This is a genomic window from Streptomyces nymphaeiformis, assembly GCF_014203895.1.
Lineage (GTDB): Bacteria > Actinomycetota > Actinomycetes > Streptomycetales > Streptomycetaceae > Streptomyces > Streptomyces nymphaeiformis.
Window position 1 is genome coordinate 216306 of sequence record NZ_JACHJY010000012.1, and the last position, 18005, is coordinate 234310.

Here is an 18005-nt window from a genome sequence, read left to right on the forward strand (position 1 = left end):
GCCCCGCACCCGCACCCGCCTCACTCGTTCACCGGCGCCGACGACGCCGCCGTACCGAAAGAGCACCCGTGCCCACCTCGTACTCCGAACTCCGCGCCCAGCTCGCCACCCTCACCACCGAGGCCTTCCGCCCCGAGCTCGCCGAGATCGACCGGCTCCCCACCCTGGACATCGCCCGCACCATGAACGGCGAGGACCGGACCGTCCCCGAGGCCGTCGCCCGGCAGCTCCCCGCGATCGCCGCCGCGATCGACGCCACCGCCGAGCGGATGTCCCGCGGCGGACGGCTGATCTACATGGGCGCCGGCACCGCGGGCCGCCTCGGCGTCCTCGACGCCAGCGAGTGCCCGCCCACCTTCAACACCGACCCCTCGCAGGTCCTCGGCCTCATCGCGGGCGGCCCCTCCGCCATGATCAAGGCCGTCGAGGGCGCCGAGGACTCGCGCGAACTCGCCGCCGCCGACCTGGACGCCCTCGGGCTCACCACCGACGACACCGTCGTCGGCGTCTCCGCCTCCGGCCGCACCCCGTACGCCGTCGGCGCCGTCGAACACGCCCGCGCCCTCGGCGCGCTGACCATCGGCGTCTCCTGCAACGAGGACAGCGCGCTCGCCGCCGCCGCCGAGCACGGCATCGAGGTCGTCACCGGCCCCGAACTCCTCACCGGATCCACCCGGTTGAAGGCGGGCACGGCGCAGAAGCTGGTCCTCAACATGATCTCGACGATCACGATGATCCGGCTCGGCAAGACGTACGGGAACCTGATGGTCGACGTCCGCGCCTCCAACGACAAGCTCCAGGCCCGCTCGCGGCGGATCGTCGCCCTGGCCACCGGCGCGCCGGACGAGCAGATCGAGACCGCGCTCGCCGCCGCCGACGGGGAGGTGAAGACCGCGATCCTGATGATCCTCGCCGACATCGATGCCAAGACGGCCGAGCAGCGCCTGACCGCGTCGGAGGGCCACCTGCGCACGGCGCTCCACGCGTAAGCACGCTCACCGCCGTCACCACCGTCACCGCCGTCACCGCCGTCACCACCGTCACCACCGTCACCACCGTCACCGGCAGAGGACGTCCTCCGCGGGCCGCACGCCCTCGGTCAGGAAGCGGGTCACGGCCCGGTCGCCGCACGCGTTGCCGTTGCCGAGGTACACCCCGTGGCCGCCCTTGTCGACCGAGACGAGGCGCGCCCGGTCGCCGAAGGCCTCCCGCATCCTCATCCCGACGGAGTGCGGCGTGGACGGGTCGCGCAGGTTCTGGATCATGAGGACGTTCGACGGCCCCCGGTCGGTGATCCGGGTCGGCTTCTCCACCGCGCCGCCCTTCCAGAAGGCGCACGGCGTGATGTTCGCCGGCATGCCCGCCGTCAGCGGGTAGCGGATCCGCTCGGCGGCGACGGCCCTCTCGTACGCCGGGACGGAGGCGGGCCAGTCCACGTCGTTGCAGATCACGCCCACGCTGACGGTCGCCGCCTCGTCGGGCATCGGCCCGGCCAGCTCGGGCGGCAGCACGGGCACGCCCGCCGGGTCGAGGGCCTGGGACATCAGACGGGCGAAGGCCGGGAAGGCCGCGTCGGAGTACAGGGCCTGCTGGAGCGCCTGCCGCAGCACCGTGCCGGTCAGGGGGGTGCCGGCAGTCGTCGAGGCGCGCGGCTCCCGGTCGAGCCGGGCGGCGAGGTCGAGGAACAGCGGCCGTACGTCCTCGGGCCGCTCGGCGAGACGCAGACCGTCCTCGTCCCGCTCCGGGGCGGACGCCCAGGCCGCGAAGTCGGGGAAACGGTCCTCGGCGCCGCGCGCCATGCCCGCGAGCCAGCCGCGGGCGACGCGCTTCGGGTCGGGGTCGGAGCTGCTGTCGAGGACCCAGCGGTCGGTGCGCCCGGGGAACTTCTGGGCGTACACGGCGGCCACGTACGTCCCGTACGACACGCTCCACGCGGACAGCTTCCGCTCACCGAGCGCCTGCCGCAGCCGGTCGAGGTCCCGCACCTGATGGGCCGTGGTCAGCCCGCGCAGCATGGCACCGCCGTTCCGGGCACAGGCCTCGGCCATCCGCCGCGACCGGGCCACGTTCTCGCCGATGCCGCCGTCGGCGGCGGGCCAGGACCGCAGCGTCACCAGGCGCCGGTCCTCCTCGGCGAAGCCGCACCGGGCCTTCGCCGAGCCGCCGACCCCGCGCGGATCGAAGGCCACCAGGTCGTACGCGCCGTTCATCTCCTTCGACAGGGCGGCCCCCTTCTGCCCGAGCCGCTGCACACCGGAGCTCCCCGGACCGCCCGGGATCACCATGAGCGTCCCGCGCCGCGCCTCGGGCCGGGTGCTGCGCAGCCGGGCGACGGCGAGCCCGATCTGCTCGCCGTCGGGGTCGGCGTAGTCGAGGGGCACGGAGAGCGTGGCGCACTGCTGCCCGGGCAGCGGCTTCACGGCGGGGTCGCAGTCGCCCCACTCCAGCCCCGCCGCTGCGGCGGGGCCGGCACCGCCCCCGACGAGTCCGACCCCGGCGACGGCGGCGACGGAGAGAGCGAGCATCAGGGCCTTGCGTCCACGATTCGTTGTCATGCGCACAGCCTCGCGGACGGGGCGATCGGGCCCCATCCGGCAGGCGGGCGGATCGTGGGTGGGGCCAACCCCCGGACGCCCGGGGGCGGTTGCCACACGGCACCGCGACCTCCCAGATCCCCCGCCTAGACTCCGCCCATGACCACGACACCGAACCCCACCCTCGTCACCGACCTCGCCCCCACCGGCGTCCTCCGGGCCTCCATCAACCTCGGAAACCCGGTGCTCGCACAGGGCACGCCCGAGGCGCCGGCCGGGGTCACCGTGGACCTGGCGCGCGAGATCGCCGCCCGGCTCGGTGTCGGCGTCGAGCTGCTCTGCTTCGACGCGGCGCGCAAGTCCTTCGACGCGATGGCGGACGGCCGCGCCGACCTCTGCTTCCTCGCCGTGGACCCGGCGCGCGAGACGGAGGTCGCGTTCACCGCGCCGTACGTCGTCATCGAGGGCGTGTACGCGGTGCCGCGCGGCTCGGCGCTCACGACGGTGGAGGACGTGGACGCGCCGGGCGTCCGGATCGGGGTCAAGAAGGGCTCCGCGTACGACCTGTTCCTGTCGAGGAACCTCGCGCACGCGACCGTGGTACGGGGAGAGGAAGGCGTCGACACGTTCCGGGACCAGGACCTGGAGGCGGGCGCGGGCATCCGCCAGCCGCTCACGGCGTACGCCGCCGCGCACCCCGAAGTCCGCCTGATCGAGGGCCGCTTCATGGAGATCCGACAGGCCGTCGGAACGACGATCGGCCGCAGCCCCGAGACGGTCGCCTTCCTCCGCGCCACGATCGAGGAACTGAAGGAGAACGGCTTCGTCGCGGAGTCGCTGCGGCGGTCGGGGCAGGAGGAGGGACTGGTGGCGCCGCCGGCCTGATCACACGGGGCCGGAGGTGTCCTCCGGGTCGTCTCCCCCGAACAGCCGCCACCACAGCCGGACTTCACGATCCGAACGCCCGAACGCCCGGGGGCCCGGCCGCACGTGCGCGGCCGGGCCCCCGGGATCGGATACGGATCACCTGCGGGTCAGTACAGCCCCTTGAAGACGCTCCACCCGCTGCCGACGGCCACCCGGGCCCCGTAGAGGCCGGTCCCGGTGCCGCTGTAGCGCCACAGCTTCCCGGCGGTGTCGCGGGCGATGAGGTCCGCGCGGCCGTCACCCGACAGGTCGCCGACGCCGACGAGCGAGGAGTACGCGCCCCAGCCGCCGCCGACCTGCACGCGCGCGGTGACGCCGCCGGTCGCGGTGCCGTAGTACCGCCACAGCACACCGGCCGCGTCGACGCCCAGCAGATCGCCACGGCCGTCGCCGTTGAGGTCACCGGCGCCGACGAGCTTCTTGTACAGCTTCCAGTTGGCGCCGATCTTCACGCGGGCCTTGACCCGGTGGTCGGCCGTGCCGCCGTAGAAGTACACGTCACCGGTCGTCGTCTGGCGCACGACCAGGTCGGCGTACCCGTCGCCGTTCGCGTCGCCCGGGGAGGTGATCACGTCGTACTGTCCCCAGCCCGAGCCGACCGGCGTGTACGGCGAGGAGGCCGAGACGACCTTCCCGCAGCCGGGCCGGTACGCCCGGAGCTGGTCGCCCACGCGGACGTAGACGTCGGCGCACCGGTCGCCGTCGAGGTCGCCCGTCGGCACGAACACGGAGGTCGTCGGGAACGTGGTCCCCGTCCCGGCGATCCGCGCCGACACCGCGCCCGTACCGGTCCCGCGGTACATCGACACGAGCCCGGCCGTGTCCATCACCAGCAGGTCGCCGAAGCCGTCGTCCCCGGCGAGGTCCCGCCAGACGGCGGCGCCGCCGGACACGGACACCGCACCGGACAGGGCCACGTCGGCGCCCTGTCCGTCGGCGGGCTTCACGGTCAGCGCCCAGGTGTAGGCCCCGTTCGCGACGTACCGCCCGGCCCCGTCCTTCCCGTCCCACGAGGGCGCGACGAGACCACGGGCCTCGCCCCCGGTCAGGGTGCGGACGACCTTGCCGGTCGCCTTGTGCCTGAGCGTCAGGGACCAGGACCCGGCCGGCTTGGACAGCCACCAGCGGGGCTTCCAGGAGGCGGACTTGAGGCCGACGGCCGCGGGGGCGTCGGAGTCGAGGGCGGCCAGGGGGCTGGTGGCGCCGCCGAGGCCGACGACGCGGACGGCCTGCTTCGTGTCGATGTAGGCGAGCGGCCCGCCGAAGCGGTCGACGGTCCAGCCGTCGTCGCCGTAGGGGTGGGTGTCCGGCACGGCGCCGATCGTGCGGAGGACGGGCTGTCCGGACCGGAAGTCGATCGTCTTCAGGCCGCCGCCGTCGTAGTCGTTGAAGGCGAGGAAGCCGTCTCCGAGGTGGAGTTCCTCCCCGGTCATCGTGATCGGGAGGTGGACCGGGATCTTCGCCTTCGTCTCGCGGTCGTACACGACCACGGATTCCCAGTCGCCGCAGAGCGCGGAGATCCACTTGCCGGTGGCCCGGAGCTCGGGGTTGACGCAGCCGGACCCGAGGTCGATCGTCTCGACGGTGGCACCCGTCCGCACGTCGACCGCGGAGACGGTGCCGTCGTCCCAGGACGCCGTCCAGATCCGGTTGCCCCACAGGGAAGCCCGCCCGTTGCCGGTCTTGACGACCTTGCCGGTCTCGATGTCGGCGACGTACGAACGCCGGAAACCCTTCTCGTCCGCGAGGAAGTGCACGTAGCGGCCGGAGGCGCTGACCGTCTCGACGCCGCTGAGCCTGTTGGGGTAGGTCAGCGTGAGGACGCGCGAGGTGGTGCCGGGTGCGGCCACGACGACCTCGACGATGCAGCTGTAGCAGGTTTCCGTTCCACCGGGAGCGGGCGGACCGTCCGCCACCCGCGCGGTGGTCCAGCGTCCGTCACCGGTGGGCTTCAGGTCGAGGCAGAGCCGTTCGGACGACTTGCACGTCCAGGCCGGCGCGGCCGTGCGCGGCTCGGTGAAGGACAGGTCGTATCCCTGACGGCTGAACCCCGTGTCGTTGTTCTGGACCGCGAGGCGACCGTTCGCCAGGTGCAGGTACGACCGCTTGACGGGCTTGGGCGGGGTGGCCAGGACCTGCGCGGTGACCGGGGCGAGCGTGGCGTCGAGCGAGACGCGGCGCACGCCCCAGTGGGCGGAGTCGGTGCCGCCGACCACGTACGGACTGCCGTCCGGACCGGTGACGATCCCGGTCTCGACGGAGGCGAGCACACCCAGGTCGAGCTGGACGCCGGTGAGGGACGTGGCCTTCAGCGGGCGCGGACGGCCGTAGCTGTCGGCGTCGGCGTAGTTCCCGACGATCCAGTCGCCGACGACGCCGAGCGAGACGCCGGCGGCCCCGGTCGCCAGCTTCACGGTCCGGCCCTGGTCGGCCGCGTCCTTGCGGGAGACGACGAAGGCCCCGGTGGTCCCGCTCTCGCCGTACTGGACGATCCAGTCGGCGCTGAGGGACGCCTTGAGCGAGGCGGGGGCGCTCGGCATGAGGGGCACGTCGACGAACGCGCCGGTGGCGAAGTCGACCAGGCCGAGGGCCGTGCCGTTGCCGTTCGAGTAGCGGACGAGCGCGCCGGCGCCGTCGAAGGCGATGACCTCGGGCCGTTCGCCGCTCTGGCCCGGGAGGTCCACCTCCAGGTCGGCGGGAGCGCCGGTGCCGATGCCCAGGAGGAACAGGGAGGTGGAGCCGTCGGCGCCCGGGCCGTAGCTCAGCCCCCGGCCCTGGCCGAAGGCGGGCAGCGGGGTCTGGCCCTCGGGGCGGTACCGGAGTTCCGTGACGCCGGTCGTGAAGTCGTGCAGGGCCGCGAGGACGTTGTCGCCGCCGGTGCCGAGACAGGCGACCTTGTCACCGAAGGCGGCACTGTGGTCCTTGCCCCAGGTGCAGCTCTGGAATTCGGCGACCCGCCCGTCCTGGAGGCTCTTCCAGCGCAGCGTCCCCGTGTCGTTGCGCCATGTCTGGATGCCGGTGCCCAGGGCGAACAGGCCCTGCTCCGGCGGGGCGACGGTGGGGAGCGGCGGGATCGTCACCGTGTACGGCGCGTCGGACGCGGTGGCCGCCGGTGCGGAAGGTGCGGTGGCCGTGAGGCCGGTGATGCCCAGGGCCGCGCTCAGTGCGAGCGCGACGGCTCTTCGGACGGACAAGTACGTGTCCCCTCGTACGGGTGTGCAGGCGGGTACGACGAGGGAGGACGGCACGACAGGCGGCGGACGGCAGGGCGGAGCGGACCGCGCGGCCGGGGGCCGGCGGGACCCCCCCTGTCGGCAGCGGAATCGTACATTCACGCGAAGGGAAGGTGCCAGGGAGAACGGCGCGGCGCCCCTTCCCCCGGAAGACCCCCCGCCCCCTGGCTCAGCCCATCCCCGCCAGGTACGCCGCCAGCCGGTCGTACTGCTCCCGCACCCCCGCCTCCATGCCCGCCGCCAGCGCCTGGTCCCTGATCTCGTTCGACGGCCAGAAGGAGGTGCTGGTCAGGGCCGTGCCGCCGTCGGGGGTCGCGTCGAAGGTGAGGGTGACGCGGACGGGGTCGGGGTCCGGCATCTGCTCGAAGACCTCCGTGTAGTCGAGCCGCTCCGCCGGGACCACGTCCTCGTACGTCCCGGAGAAGACGATCTCCTGGCCGTCCGGCCCGGTCTGGCCCCAGCGCCAGGCGCCGCCCGCCCGCAGGTCGATGTCGACGACGAAGGTGGTCAGCCCGGCCGCCCCGTACCACTCCCGTACGTGCTCGGGCCGCGTCCAGGCCTCCCAGACGCGGGCCGGCGGAGCCTCGAAGGTGCGGGTGACGACGAGCTCGCGGTCGGCCGGTGTCGTGAGGAGGGTGACCATGACGACGACCCCTTCCGTACGCCTTCGCCCTTCCAGCATCCGCCGAACGCCCGAGGGCGGCACCCCCACCAGGGGGTGCCGCCCTCGTTCGCGTTCAGCGATGAGCTGCTTCAGCGATGAACTGCCGATCCCTCAGGATCAGAAGTCCATGTCACCGCCCGGCATGCCGCCGCCGGCCGGCGCAGCGGCCTTCTCCGGCTTGTCGGCGATGACGGCCTCGGTGGTGAGGAACAGCGCGGCGATCGACGCGGCGTTCTGCAGCGCGGAGCGCGTGACCTTCGCCGGGTCGATGATGCCCTCGGCGATGAGGTCGACGTACTCGTTGGTCGCGGCGTTCAGGCCGTGGCCGACGGGCAGGTTGCGGACCTTCTCCGCCACGACGCCACCCTCGAGGCCGGCGTTGACGGCGATCTGCTTCAGCGGGGCCTCGAGGGCCAGCTTGACGATGTTGGCACCGGTGGCCTCGTCGCCCGTGAGGTCCGCCTCGAGCTTCTCGAAGACGTTGGAGGCCTGGAGCAGGGCCACGCCACCGCCGGCGACGATGCCCTCCTCGACGGCCGCCTTCGCGTTGCGAACGGCGTCCTCGATGCGGTGCTTGCGCTCCTTGAGCTCGACCTCGGTCGCGGCACCGGCCTTGATGACGGCCACGCCGCCGGCCAGCTTCGCGAGGCGCTCCTGGAGCTTCTCGCGGTCGTAGTCCGAGTCGGAGTTCTCGATCTCGGCGCGGATCTGGTTCACGCGACCGGCGACCTGCTCGCTGTCACCGGCACCGTCGACGATGGTGGTCTCGTCCTTGGTGATGACGACCTTGCGGGCGCGGCCCAGCAGGTCCAGGCCCGCGTTCTCGAGCTTGAGGCCGACCTCCTCGGAGATGACCGTGCCGCCCGTGAGGATGGCGATGTCGTTCAGCATGGCCTTGCGGCGGTCGCCGAAGCCCGGGGCCTTGACGGCGACGGACTTGAAGGTGCCGCGGATCTTGTTGACGACCAGGGTCGACAGGGCCTCGCCCTCGACGTCCTCGGCGATGATCAGCAGCGGCTTGCCCGACTGCATGACCTTCTCCAGGAGCGGAAGGAGGTCCTTCACGGAGGAGATCTTGGAGTTGACGATCAGGAGGTACGGGTCGTCGAGCGACGCCTCCATGCGCTCCATGTCGGTGGCGAAGTACGCCGAGATGTAGCCCTTGTCGAAGCGCATGCCCTCGGTGAGCTCCAGCTCCAGACCGAAGGTCTGGGACTCCTCGACGGTGATGACGCCTTCCTTGCCGACCTTGTCCATCGCCTCGGCGATGAGCTCGCCGATCTGGGTGTCGGCGGCGGAGATGGAGGCCGTGGAAGCGATCTGCTCCTTGGTCTCGACATCCTTCGCCTGCTCCAGCAGGGCGCCGGAGACGGCCTCGACGGCCTTCTCGATGCCGCGCTTGAGGGCCATCGGGTTGGCACCCGCGGCGACGTTGCGGAGGCCCTCGCGGACGAGCGCCTGGGCGAGAACGGTGGCGGTGGTCGTACCGTCGCCGGCGACGTCGTCCGTCTTCTTGGCGACTTCCTTGACCAGCTCGGCGCCGATCTTCTCGTACGGGTCCTCGAGCTCGATCTCCTTGGCGATGGAGACACCATCGTTGGTGATCGTGGGGGCGCCCCACTTCTTCTCGAGGACGACGTTGCGGCCCTTCGGGCCGAGGGTGACCTTGACGGCGTCAGCGAGCTGGTTCATGCCGCGCTCGAGACCGCGCCGGGCCTCCTCGTCGAACGCGATGATCTTGGCCATGTGAAGTGGTCCTCCCGGACATGGGGTGGATAACGCTCCAGGACCGCGCCGACGCCCGCGACGGACGGCCTGCGTGCCCTGTGGTTCCTTGCCCCACCTGGCCGCGGGCCTCGTCTGCCCGATCCTCGTAAGCACTCTCACCTTCCGAGTGCTAACGCCAATGATTAGCACTCGCCCTAGGAGAGTGCAAGCGACTCTCGCGTTTCGGGAGGCGGATCAGGGCGACGATCAGGGCGACGGTCGGGACGGTCCCGGAACGCACGAGGGGTCCGCATCCCCTCAGGGATGCGGACCCCTCGACGGCGTTGCGTCGGTGGCCGATCGCGCCGCGCTCAGACGGCGAGCTTGACCATGTCCGCCTGCGGACCCTTCTGGCCCTGCGAGATCTCGAACTCGACCCGCTGGCCTTCTTCGAGGCTGCGGTAGCCATCCATCTGGATCGCGCTGTAGTGGACGAAAACATCCGCACCACCGTCTACCGCGATGAAGCCGTAGCCCTTCTCCGCGTTGAACCACTTGACGGTGCCCTGAGCCATGCCTAACTCCCCTATTACTGGCCCTTGCGCGGGACCCGCACTTCGCGGACCCGGGTCAGACCTCTGCGCCGGAACGCGTCGACCGCGGCTGAATGTATCTGCCCAACTGCCCTCTGCAACAGGTCATTCGACCGAGAATTCTGGGCGCCCCGGAAAGGGGAATTGGGGAGAATCCTCAAGATGACGGGGCAAGTCGGGCCCGGCAAAGCGCGCAGAAGGTACACAACGTGCGCGCACTTTGGCTGCTTCTTGTCGCACGGGGGCGCATTCTCATATGCGTTCGGCATGAGCAGCGGAGGGGACTTCCCCAACTCTACCGCGCTCAACCATGCAGAATTGCCCCTTCCGCTTATCGCGCGGAAGGGGCAATTCGTACTGACCGGTAAGGCTCGATGGGCCTTTGTGCCTCAGCAGCCGCCGGCACTGTGCTCGATGGTCAGCCTCCGGCGACGGCCGGGATGATCGAGACGCCCGCGCCGGCCGGGGTGGCCGTCTCCAGGCCCTGCTCGAAGCGCACGTCGTCGTCGTTCACGTAGACGTTGACGAAGCGGCGCAGCTTGCCCTGGTCGTCCAGGACGCGGGCGGCGATGCCCGTGTGGTTCTTCTCCAGGTCCGCGATGACCTCGGCGAGGGTCGCGCCCTCGGCCTGGACCTCGGACTGACCGCCCGTGTAGGTGCGGAGGATGGTGGGGATGCGGACGTTCACGGCCATGTCTTCGTAACCTTTCAGTGGGCCAGGAAAGCGGACCGGCCCCGAGGGGGCCGGCTCGGGCGGGCCGGCTCAGAGCGCCAGGCCGGCGTCGCGGAACGCGTCCAGGCTCGGGCGGATGGTGACGGTCGCCTGAGAGGTGTCGGCCACCGCGTCCAGGGTCTTGAGTCCGTCGCCCGTGTTGAGGACGACGGTGGTGAGGTCCGGGTCGATCAGACCGGCCTCGACGAGCTTCTTGGTGACGCCGACGGTCACGCCGCCCGCGGTCTCCGCGAAGATGCCCTCGGTGCGGGCGAGGATCTTGATGGCCTCGACGACCTGCTCGTCGTTCACGTCCTCCACGGCGCCGCCGGTCCGGCGGGCGATGTCGAGGACGTACGGGCCGTCGGCCGGGTTGCCGATGGCGAGGGACTTGGCGATCGTGTTCGGCTTCTGCGGCCGGACGACGTCGTGGCCGGCCTTGAAGGCGACGGAGACCGGGGAGCAGCCCTCGGCCTGGGCGCCGAAGATCTTGTACGGCTTGTCCTCGACGAGGCCCAGCTTGATGAGCTCCTGGAGCCCCTTGTCGATCTTCGTGAGCTGGGAGCCGGAGGCGATCGGGATGACGAGCTGGTCGGGGATGACCCAGCCGAGCTGCTCGCAGATCTCGTACGCGAGCGTCTTGGAGCCCTCGCCGTAGTACGGACGGAGGTTGACGTTCACGAAGCCCCAGCCCTCGCCGAGCGGGTCGCCGATGAGCTCCGAGCAGAAGCGGTTGACGTCGTCGTAGTTGCCCTCGATGGCGACGAGGTCACCGCCGTAGACACCGGCCATGACGACCTTGCCCTGCTCCAGGTCGTGCGGGATGAACACGCAGGAGCGGAAGCCGGCGCGGGCGGCGGCGGCGCCGACGGCGCCGGCCAGGTTGCCGGTGGAGGAGCAGGAGAGGGTGGTGAAGCCGAAGGCGCGGGCGGCCTCGATGGCCTGGGCGACGACCCGGTCCTTGAAGGAGTGGGTCGGGTTGCCGGAGTCGTCCTTGACGAACAGCTTGCCGGGGGCGACGCCGATCTCGCGGGCGAGGTTGTCGGCCTGGACGAGCTTGGTCCAGCCGGGGTTCAGGTTCGGCTTCTCGGCGACGTCGGCGGGGACGGGCAGCAGCGGGGCGTAGCGCCAGATGTTGGCGGGGCCGGCCTCGATCTGCTTGCGCAGCGCCTCGGGGTCACCGGTGGGAAGGTCGTACGCGACTTCGAGCGGTCCGAAGCAGAGCTCGCAGGCGAAGATCGGTCCGAGCGGGAAGACTTCACCGCATTCGCGACAGGAGAGCCCGGAAGCGGGACCGAGGTCGACGGTGGTCGCGGGGGTAGCGGTCTGTACAGCCATGGAGGCGAGGCCCTTTCTCCTCATCTTTCCCATGACGAATTTTTCGCCATGAGACGGATTTGGCACCTTCCCTAGCCGGGGACCTCGCGCAAACAAGCTGCGTCCGTCAGGACACCACTAGGGGTGGTGGCCGGGAGACGGGTGGGCGAGTGACCGACTGGAGGGTTGCCGGGGCTTCAACGGGCCGTTTCCCTCTGCCCCTCTGGATGAGCGGTATTCGATTGTGAAGCGCGGTGGACTTTCGTTCCTGCGCTCCGACGCGGGCGGCACCCCGACGTGCATCGGGCATCCGCGTTGTTCAAGACTGTAACCGAAGGCCCGGACGCTTGGACCGGCCGTCCGAACCGCGAGATGGAGATCACGTGCTGGAAGAGGTGGAACGCTGGCTGGACCGGCGGTCCTGGTCCGTGACGGACCGGCCGCTGGAGCGGATCCTCGCCGCCAAGCGGAACACGAAGGTCAGCGTCGTCCTGCCGGCGCTGAACGAGGAGGCGACGGTCGGGGACATCGTCGCCGTGATCCGCCGCGAGCTGATGACGGAGGCGGTACCGCTCGTCGACGAGCTGGTGGTGATCGACTCGGGCTCCACGGACCGTACGGCGGAGGTGGCGGCCGCGGCCGGGGCGCGGGTGGTCGCGCGCGACGCGATCCTCCCCCGGATACCGACGCTCCCCGGCAAGGGCGAGGTGCTCTGGCGGTCACTGATGGTGACGAGCGGGGACGTGGTCTGCTTCGTGGACGCGGACCTGCGGGACTTCTCGGCGGACTTCGTGACGGGGATCGTGGGCCCGCTGCTCACGGACCCGGACGTCGACTTCGTGAAGGCGATGTACGACCGCCCGTTCGGGGACACCCCTGGCCAGGGCGGCCGCGTGACGGAACTGGTGGCCCGCCCCCTCCTCAACCTCCACTGGCCGCAGCTGGCCGGCTTCGTACAGCCGCTGGGCGGCGAGTACGCGGCACGCCGCTCGCTCCTCGAACGACTCCCCTTCCCCGTCGGTTACGGAGTGGAGCTGGGGCTGCTCGTGGACGCCCTGCACACGGTGGGCCTGGACGCGCTCGCGCAGGTGGACGTCGGCGTGCGCAAGCACCGGCACCAGGACGGGCAGGCCCTGGGCCGGATGGCGGCGGCGATCTACCGGACGGCGCAGCTGCGGCTCTCGCGGGGGCATCTGGTGCGGCCGTGGCTGACGCAGTTCGAACGGGGCGAGAAGGGCTTCGAGCCGCGGACGTACGCGGTGGACACGGAGGAGCGGCCGCCGATGGCCGAGATCACGGAGTACGCGCACCGCCGCGTGGCGTGACGCCCCGGCGGCGACCCAGCGTGGCCGGATCGGCCCGTCTCGTATACGTACGTTTGAGCGTTTACGGGACGGGCTAGGTTCGCCACATGGCTACTGTGCTCGTGGCATCCAACCGGGGCCCGGTCTCGTACGCGCTCGGCGAGGACGGCTCGCTCGACACCAGACGGGGCGGCGGCGGCCTGGTCTCGGCCCTGAGCGCCATCGACGCCAGGGAGGGCCTCTGGGTGTGCGCGGCGCTCGGCGAGGGCGACCGGGAGGCGGTCCGGCGGGGCGTCGCCGAGCAGGGCGTACGGATGCTGGACATCGATCCGTCCGTCTACGCGGACGCGTACAACGGCATCGCGAACTCGGTGCTGTGGTTCCTCCACCACCATCTGTACGACATCCCGCGGGAGCCCGTCTTCGACGCGGGGTTCCGCCGCCGCTGGGAGTCGTACCGCACGTACAACCGCGCCTTCGCGGAGGCGCTGGCGGCGGAGGCGGCGGAGGGGGCGGCGGTCCTGGTGCAGGACTACCACCTGGCGCTGGTGCCAGGGCAGCTCCGCGAGCTCCGCCCGGACCTGCGCATCGCCCACTTCACCCACACGCCGTGGGCCTCCCCTCCGTACCTCGGCATGCTCCCGACCGACATCCGCGAGGAACTCCTCCGGGGCATGCTGGGCGCGGACCGGCTGGGCTTCCACACCCGGGCCTGGGCAGAAGCGTTCGAGGAGGGTGCGGGCGACCTCGGGCGGACGACGGTCGCGGCGTACCCGCTGGGCGTGGACGGCGAGGAACTGCGGGCACTGGCGTACCGCCCGGAGGTGGACGAGAAGCTGGCGCGGCTCCGCACGGAGATCGGCGACCGCAAGACGATCGTCCGGGTGGACCGCACGGAACTGTCGAAGAACATCCTGCGAGGCCTCCTGGCCTACCGCGAACTCCTCACCACGCACCCCGAATGGCGCAACAGAGTCGTCCACCTGGCCTCGGCGTACCCCTCGCGCCAGGACCTGGAGTCGTACAGGTCGTACACGACGGCGGTGACGGACCTGGCGGAGGAGATCAACACCGAGTTCGGCACGCCGGACTGGCAGCCGGTCCTGGTCTCGGTGAAGGACGACTTCACCCGCTCCCTCGCGGCGTACCGCCTCGCGGACGTGGCCCTGGTGAACCCGGTGCGCGACGGCATGAACCTGGTCGCGAAGGAGATACCGGTCGTCTCGGAGACGGGCTGCGCGCTGGTCCTCTCCCGGGAGGCGGGAGCGTACGAGGAACTCCACGAGGACGCCCTCGTCGTGAACCCCTTCGACGTCTCGGAAACGGCCGAGGCCCTCCACAGGGCCCTCACGATGCCCCCGTCGGAACGCACGGACCGCACGAAACGCCTGGCGGCGACGGCCACGGCACACCCCCCGCAGCGCTGGTTCCTGAACCAGCTGGAGGCGCTGCGGGAGCGGTGAGCCGGTGGCCCGGCGGACGGTCGAGGTGGCTTCTGGGGAGAGCGTGTCGACCCGACTGACGGAACCGCCTGATCACGTCGACCTGCTTGCGGCCGGGGATGTCACCGGCCACGACCGCGCTGTAGTACGTGCCGTGCCGGGAGGTTCGGGGCCGGCTCCGCCCGACGGCGCGGGCGGAGCGGGGCTGCCGTTCAGGAGGAGAGGCGGTTCAGTGCTGCGGTGGCGATGCCTTCGACGTAGGCGGGCCGGCCGGTGAGCTCGACGATGGCGACCCTGGTGCCGCTGCGCAGGACCGCGACCCCGCCGGTGACGGTGCCGTCGCCGTTGTAGGCCGGGTACCAGCGGGCGGTGCCGCCGGTGGTGGTCAGGGTGTGGGCCGCGCCGTAGCGCCAGTGGCCGGCCGGCTCGTCCTGGCAGTCCTGAACGAGCGCGACGAGCTGCTTCTCCCAGGTGGCGGCCGCGGTCCCGGTGGGGGCGCTCGCAGCCGACTCGATCAGCATGCCGTCGGTGTCGAAGGTCCAGTTCACGGACGCGTACGCGGTGGCGTTGCCCTTGGTCAGGTCGCGCATCGTCTCCTCGCCGGAGCACGCGGACAGCGCCTGGCGTCCGGTCAGCGCAACGGTCGCGCCGACCGGGTTCAGGCCCTTCCGGAAGTAGTCCTCGCTCTGGACGAGGTGGGCGGAGCCGAGTCCGGGCGCGGCGACCGCAGCCGAGCGGGCGGCGACGGCCGCGGTGCGGTGCGCGGTCCCGTCGGCGGTGGCCGACTGGGTGCCGACGACGGTGGCCGTGATCAGTGCGGCGGCGAAGCAGGCCGCGGCGGCGACCCGGTTGTGGCGAACGGACTTCTGCTGGACGGTCTGGTTCTCGGTCATCTGGTCCCCCTGCTGGTCGGGACGCCTGCTGCGTCCTCGTACAACCGGGGGAGATGCCGCCGGAGGAGGGAAAGTTGGAGCTCTGACCGGCTGTTTCACAGCTGTGACAGAGCGGTCCTGACGACGCGGTCCATCGCGGCCGTCCCCAGGCAGGCGTCGACCTCAAGAACCCCGTAGTGGGTGCCGCTGCGCAGCACGGCGATGCCGCCGCAGGGCTCCTCGCCCTCGGGCGCCGTGCCGGTGGTGTTGAGGGATCCCTGGTAGACGCCCATCCAGCTCGCGGTGACGTCCGGGGCGAGCCGCAGCGTCACGGTCCTTCCGTAGACCCAGTGCCCTGGCGCTTCCTCCTGGCAGGGCACCTGTTCCAGCAGCAGGCGCTCGGCGAAGTTCTGCGCCAGGGAAGGGCTCCGGGCCTCGGCGGCGACTTCGCGGGCGACCTGATCGGCGCCGTCCAGGGCCAGCGTGGGGTCGCTCGGGTTGGTGCGGGGGCTGGTCATCAGTCCGCGGAAGTGGGCACCGGGCCCGCCCAGGGTCTCCGTGAGGGTCTTCTCCCCGGTGCAGGCCGAGTTGGCGTAATGCCCGTCGCCGTACCGGTCGGTGACGTGGATCTTCCCGATGCCGGCGTCCGGGCTGAACGCCGCGGGTTCCAGAAGGTTCGCCTTCGTCACCGGCCCGGTCGCACCGGTCGGTGAACCGGAGCCGGAGGCCGAGGGCGCGGGCGTCGGGGCGGACACGCCGGGCGTCGCGGGAGCGGACGCGCCCTGGGATGCCCCGCCGACCGCGGCAACCGGCCGCTCCGGCGGGTGGGCGTCGGCGCCGGGGGGCGAGGGCAGGATGAATCGGCCGGTCACCAGCCCGAGCGCGGCGGCTGCCACCAGGGCGGCGACGGCGGACCGGGGCCGGACGACGGCGTGGCCGCCGCCCGTCGCGGGACCGCCGTTCACGGACCGGTGACCAGGCGCTCGCGCATGAAGCGGCGGGCCTGGTGGATACGGTCCTTGACCGTGCCCAACGGGGCGTCCAGCTGCTCGGCCACCTGGACGTAGGTCAGGTCGCCCAGGTCGCGCAGCACGAAGGACTCCACCAGGGTGGGGTGCTGCTGCTCCAGCGCGGCCAACGCCTCCATCAGGTCGAGCCGGCTCCCGGCGATGACGCTGGTGGTGCGCGGGTCGACGGACTCGGGGAGGTCGGCGTGGCTGTCCTCGGCGCGTCGGCGCATCGAGCGGTAGGTGGACCGGGCGGCGTTCGATGCGATCACCGTCACCCAGCCCAGGAAGGAGCCGTGGCCGCCGTACTCGCCCAGGTGCGTGCTGATGGACAGGAGGGCGTCCTGCGCGGCCTCCTCCGCGTCGGCGTGGTGGGGCAGGAAGCGCGAGCAGCGTCGCAGCACCATCGGCCGCAGCTTGGCCAGCAGGTACTCCATCGCCCCCGGGTCCCCCGCCTGGGCAGCCGCCACGAGCCGTTCCAGCTCGCCTTCCTCGAACACCCGGATCCCCCGTTTCGTCCCGCCTGGCATCCCGCCCGCCGAACGGGAGTTCCCCACTCCCCCTCGACTCCGGCAGAATGCTGCCACATGCGCAAGCTCGGCCGTTACCTCCTCCTGGACCGGCTCGGAGCCGGCTCCTTCGCGACGGTCTGGAAGGCCTACGATCCGGAGCTCGACACCGAGGTCGCGGTGAAGGTGCTGGCCGACAACTGGGCCGCCAACGCCGATGTGCGCGAGCGGTTCCTGGCGGAGGCGAGGCTGCTGCGCCGGATCGCCAGCCCGCGGGTGGTCCGCGTGCACGACGTCGGGGTGCAGGAGGACCGGCCCTACTTCGTCATGGACTACGTACGCGGCGGCACCCTGGAGGACCGGGTCGGCCGGTGCGACCCGCAGGAGGCACTGCGGCTGGCCGCGGAGGCGGGCTACGCGGTCCAGGTCCTGCACGAGGCGGGTGTGGTGCACCGCGACGTCAAGCCGTCCAACATGCTGCTCGCCACCGGCCCCGCGCCCGCCGCGGTGCTGGTGGCGGATCTGGGCAGCGCGAAGCAACTGGCCGACGCGTCCGGGCTGACGGTGACCACGGGCACGCCCGCGTACATGGCACCGGAACAGGCCTTCCAGACCGGCGGGTTCGACGGAAGGGCCGATGTGTACGCGCTGGCCGTCGTGGCCTACGAGCTTCTGACCGGGCAGAAGCCGTTCGGCCCGGGCGGGCGCGCCACAGCCCTGATGACCGACCAGCCGACCGCCTCGACGCTGCCGGCGCTCCCCGCCGGAGCGGAGCTTCCACCGAACGTCGCCCTGCTGCTACGGGCCGCGATGTCCGTCGAGCCGGCGGATCGACCGCCGACCGCCCAGGCCTTCGCAGACGCGCTGCTGGCTCCCGTCCCGCAGTCCCAGCCCCTGGAAGGCCCCGGGTGGCTGACCCCGCGCGCGGTCTGTCTGGCGTCGGGCGCGGTGTTCACGGCGACGACCCTGCTGAGCTGGCTGCAGCGTTGAATCCGACGGGGAGGCCGGGCGGGCCCGGGCCCCGGCCGAGGCCGACCTCCGCAACGGTCCGCCGGCACTCGGTCCGGAGACGGTCGAGACCAAGAGGTATGGCCTGACGGGGCGTCATCGACTCCGTCACCGCAGGCTCCGGGCGCTGACCGCACCACCCCCGAGCAGCACTACTCCCGTTCCGGTTCGACCAG

General features: G+C 71.7%; 15 protein-coding genes and 1 riboswitch. Of the genes, 5 read left to right on the forward strand and 10 right to left on the reverse strand.

Features of this window, described 5'->3' with window-relative positions; all coding sequences use genetic code 11:
* Positions 1-68 precede the first annotated feature (68 nt).
* Entirely contained in the window at positions 69-989 is a 921-nt protein-coding gene (murQ, locus tag GGE06_RS35775; RefSeq protein ID WP_116159658.1) for an N-acetylmuramic acid 6-phosphate etherase, read from the forward strand.
* A gap of 69 nt (positions 990-1058) precedes the next feature.
* Here murQ and GGE06_RS35780 read toward each other — a convergent pair whose 3' ends face one another.
* The gene (locus GGE06_RS35780) at positions 1059-2555 is read right to left on the reverse strand and encodes an alpha/beta hydrolase (protein ID WP_116159659.1); all 1497 of its coding nucleotides are present in this window, start codon (positions 2553-2555) and stop codon (positions 1059-1061) included.
* A 138-nt stretch (positions 2556-2693) separates the two neighbouring features.
* Between GGE06_RS35780 and GGE06_RS35785 the strand changes: the two genes are divergently transcribed.
* Positions 2694-3419 carry a transporter substrate-binding domain-containing protein gene (locus tag GGE06_RS35785; RefSeq protein WP_184932733.1) on the forward strand — a complete coding sequence of 242 codons (726 nt, stop codon included), beginning with the start codon at positions 2694-2696 and terminating at the stop codon, positions 3417-3419.
* A gap of 149 nt (positions 3420-3568) precedes the next feature.
* Here the strand turns inward: GGE06_RS35785 and GGE06_RS35790 are convergent, their stop codons facing one another.
* The 6 genes from GGE06_RS35790 to thrC form a co-directional block, all read right to left on the reverse strand.
* Positions 3569-6655, reverse strand: coding sequence for an FG-GAP-like repeat-containing protein (locus tag GGE06_RS35790; RefSeq protein ID WP_184932734.1), 3087 nt, complete (start codon positions 6653-6655; stop codon positions 3569-3571).
* 208 nt (positions 6656-6863) lie between these two features.
* The gene (locus GGE06_RS35795; RefSeq protein WP_116159662.1) at positions 6864-7337 is read right to left on the reverse strand and encodes an SRPBCC domain-containing protein; all 474 of its coding nucleotides are present in this window, start codon (positions 7335-7337) and stop codon (positions 6864-6866) included.
* Positions 7338-7475: 138 nt separating this feature from the next.
* Positions 7476-9104 (reverse strand): chaperonin GroEL, encoded by a 1629-nt coding sequence (groL, locus tag GGE06_RS35800; RefSeq protein ID WP_116159663.1) that lies wholly within the window; start codon positions 9102-9104, stop codon positions 7476-7478.
* A 332-nt stretch (positions 9105-9436) separates the two neighbouring features.
* Positions 9437-9640 carry a cold-shock protein gene (locus GGE06_RS35805; RefSeq protein WP_015035246.1) on the reverse strand — a complete coding sequence of 68 codons (204 nt, stop codon included), beginning with the start codon at positions 9638-9640 and terminating at the stop codon, positions 9437-9439.
* A 436-nt stretch (positions 9641-10076) separates the two neighbouring features.
* The gene (locus tag GGE06_RS35810) at positions 10077-10352 is read right to left on the reverse strand and encodes a MoaD/ThiS family protein (protein WP_055642141.1); all 276 of its coding nucleotides are present in this window, start codon (positions 10350-10352) and stop codon (positions 10077-10079) included.
* A gap of 69 nt (positions 10353-10421) precedes the next feature.
* The gene (gene thrC, locus GGE06_RS35815) at positions 10422-11732 is read right to left on the reverse strand and encodes a threonine synthase (protein ID WP_116159664.1); all 1311 of its coding nucleotides are present in this window, start codon (positions 11730-11732) and stop codon (positions 10422-10424) included.
* Positions 11726-11921, reverse strand: a riboswitch (SAM riboswitch). (Overlaps the previous gene by 7 nt.)
* Positions 11922-12070: 149 nt before the next feature.
* Between thrC and GGE06_RS35820 the strand changes: the two genes are divergently transcribed.
* Complete coding sequence (locus GGE06_RS35820) at positions 12071-13012, forward strand: glucosyl-3-phosphoglycerate synthase (protein WP_116159665.1); 942 nt, start codon at positions 12071-12073, stop codon at positions 13010-13012.
* A gap of 86 nt (positions 13013-13098) precedes the next feature.
* Positions 13099-14454, forward strand: a complete 1356-nt coding sequence (locus GGE06_RS35825; RefSeq protein WP_184932735.1) for an alpha,alpha-trehalose-phosphate synthase (UDP-forming) — start codon at positions 13099-13101, stop codon at positions 14452-14454.
* A gap of 191 nt (positions 14455-14645) precedes the next feature.
* On the opposite strand, the gene GGE06_RS35830 is transcribed toward GGE06_RS35825, so the two are convergent.
* The 3 genes from GGE06_RS35830 to GGE06_RS35840 all read right to left on the reverse strand — a co-directional run bounded on the left by GGE06_RS35830 (position 14646) and on the right by GGE06_RS35840 (position 16812).
* Positions 14646-15326, reverse strand: coding sequence for a hypothetical protein (locus GGE06_RS35830; RefSeq protein ID WP_184932736.1), 681 nt, complete (start codon positions 15324-15326; stop codon positions 14646-14648).
* A gap of 95 nt (positions 15327-15421) precedes the next feature.
* Positions 15422-16270, reverse strand: coding sequence for a hypothetical protein (locus GGE06_RS35835; RefSeq protein WP_184932737.1), 849 nt, complete (start codon positions 16268-16270; stop codon positions 15422-15424).
* Entirely contained in the window at positions 16267-16812 is a 546-nt protein-coding gene (locus tag GGE06_RS35840) for an RNA polymerase sigma factor (protein WP_312883417.1), read from the reverse strand. Before GGE06_RS35840 ends, GGE06_RS35835 begins: the two co-directional genes overlap by 4 nt.
* 87 nt (positions 16813-16899) lie before the next feature.
* On the opposite strand from GGE06_RS35840, the gene GGE06_RS35845 reads away from it, so the two are divergent.
* The gene (locus tag GGE06_RS35845) at positions 16900-17811 is read left to right on the forward strand and encodes a serine/threonine-protein kinase (RefSeq protein ID WP_116159670.1); all 912 of its coding nucleotides are present in this window, start codon (positions 16900-16902) and stop codon (positions 17809-17811) included.
* Positions 17812-18005: the final 194 nt, after the last annotated feature.

Excerpts from the sequence above, each read along its gene's own strand:
- GGE06_RS35780 (WP_116159659.1), bottom strand. The coding sequence starts at position 2,555 with ATGACAACGAATCGTGGACGCAAGGCCCTGATGCTCGCTCTCTCCGTC.
- GGE06_RS35785 (WP_184932733.1), top strand. The coding sequence starts at position 2,694 with ATGACCACGACACCGAACCCCACCCTCGTCACCGACCTCGCCCCCACC.
- GGE06_RS35795 (WP_116159662.1), bottom strand. The coding sequence starts at position 7,337 with ATGGTCACCCTCCTCACGACACCGGCCGACCGCGAGCTCGTCGTCACC.
- groL (WP_116159663.1), bottom strand. The coding sequence starts at position 9,104 with ATGGCCAAGATCATCGCGTTCGACGAGGAGGCCCGGCGCGGTCTCGAG.
- GGE06_RS35805 (WP_015035246.1), bottom strand. The coding sequence starts at position 9,640 with ATGGCTCAGGGCACCGTCAAGTGGTTCAACGCGGAGAAGGGCTACGGC.
- GGE06_RS35810 (WP_055642141.1), bottom strand. The coding sequence starts at position 10,352 with ATGGCCGTGAACGTCCGCATCCCCACCATCCTCCGCACCTACACGGGC.
- thrC (WP_116159664.1), bottom strand. The coding sequence starts at position 11,732 with ATGAGGAGAAAGGGCCTCGCCTCCATGGCTGTACAGACCGCTACCCCC.
- GGE06_RS35825 (WP_184932735.1), top strand. The coding sequence starts at position 13,099 with ATGGCTACTGTGCTCGTGGCATCCAACCGGGGCCCGGTCTCGTACGCG.
- GGE06_RS35830 (WP_184932736.1), bottom strand. The coding sequence starts at position 15,326 with ATGACCGAGAACCAGACCGTCCAGCAGAAGTCCGTTCGCCACAACCGG.
- GGE06_RS35845 (WP_116159670.1), top strand. The coding sequence starts at position 16,900 with ATGCGCAAGCTCGGCCGTTACCTCCTCCTGGACCGGCTCGGAGCCGGC.